Below are 762 nucleotides of genomic sequence, written 5' to 3' on the forward strand. Positions count from 1 at the left end.
CGGGAAGTCAAATCGCTGAAGGTACCATCACTGGCGCGAACGTGGCTGAGGGATCGTTGAACGGGACGCAGATTGCCGAGGGCTCTATTGAGAGCAAGCACCTTGCACCGGATGCTTTCGACAACTTCACCCTGGCCGAGGGATCAGTAACGGGAAGCCAAATTGCTGAGGGCACCATCACTGGCACGAACGTGGCTGAGGGATCGTTGAACGGGACGCAGATTGCCGAGGGCTCTATTGAGAGCAAGCACCTTGCACCGGATGCTTTTGATAACTTCACCTTAGACGATGGCTCTGTTACGGGAAGCCAAATCGCTGAAGGTACCATCACCGGCGCGAACGTGGCTGAGGGATCGTTGAACGGGACGCAGATTGCCGAGGGTTCCATCGAGAGCAAGCATCTTGCATCAGATGCTTTCGACAACTTCACCCTGGCCGAGGGATCAGTAACGGGAAGCCAAATTGCTGAGGGCACTATCATTGGTGCGAACATTGCCGAAGGGTCATTGAACGGAGTGCAGATTGCTGAGGGTTCCATCGAGAGCAAACATCTCGCATCAAACGCTTTTGATAACTTCACCCTGGCCGAGGGATCAGTAACGGGAAGCCAAATTGCTGAGGGCACTATCATTGGCGCGAACATTGCCGAAGGGTCATTGAACGGAGTGCAGATTGCTGAGGGTTCCATCGAGAGCAAACATCTCGCATCAAACGCTTTTGATAACTTCACTTTAGCTGAGGGCTCCATCAAGAGTAAGCACC

Annotated in this window: 1 pseudogene; it reads left to right on the forward strand. The window is 53.5% G+C overall.

The annotated features are described in order from the left end of the window. Positions 1 to 762, forward strand: a pseudogene (locus ABEQ74_RS29860) (hypothetical protein); the annotation flags it as partial.

The sequence above is a fragment of the Paenibacillus solani genome (assembly GCF_050475945.1).
In the GTDB taxonomy this organism is placed as follows: domain Bacteria; phylum Bacillota; class Bacilli; order Paenibacillales; family Paenibacillaceae; genus Paenibacillus_AQ; species Paenibacillus_AQ solani_A.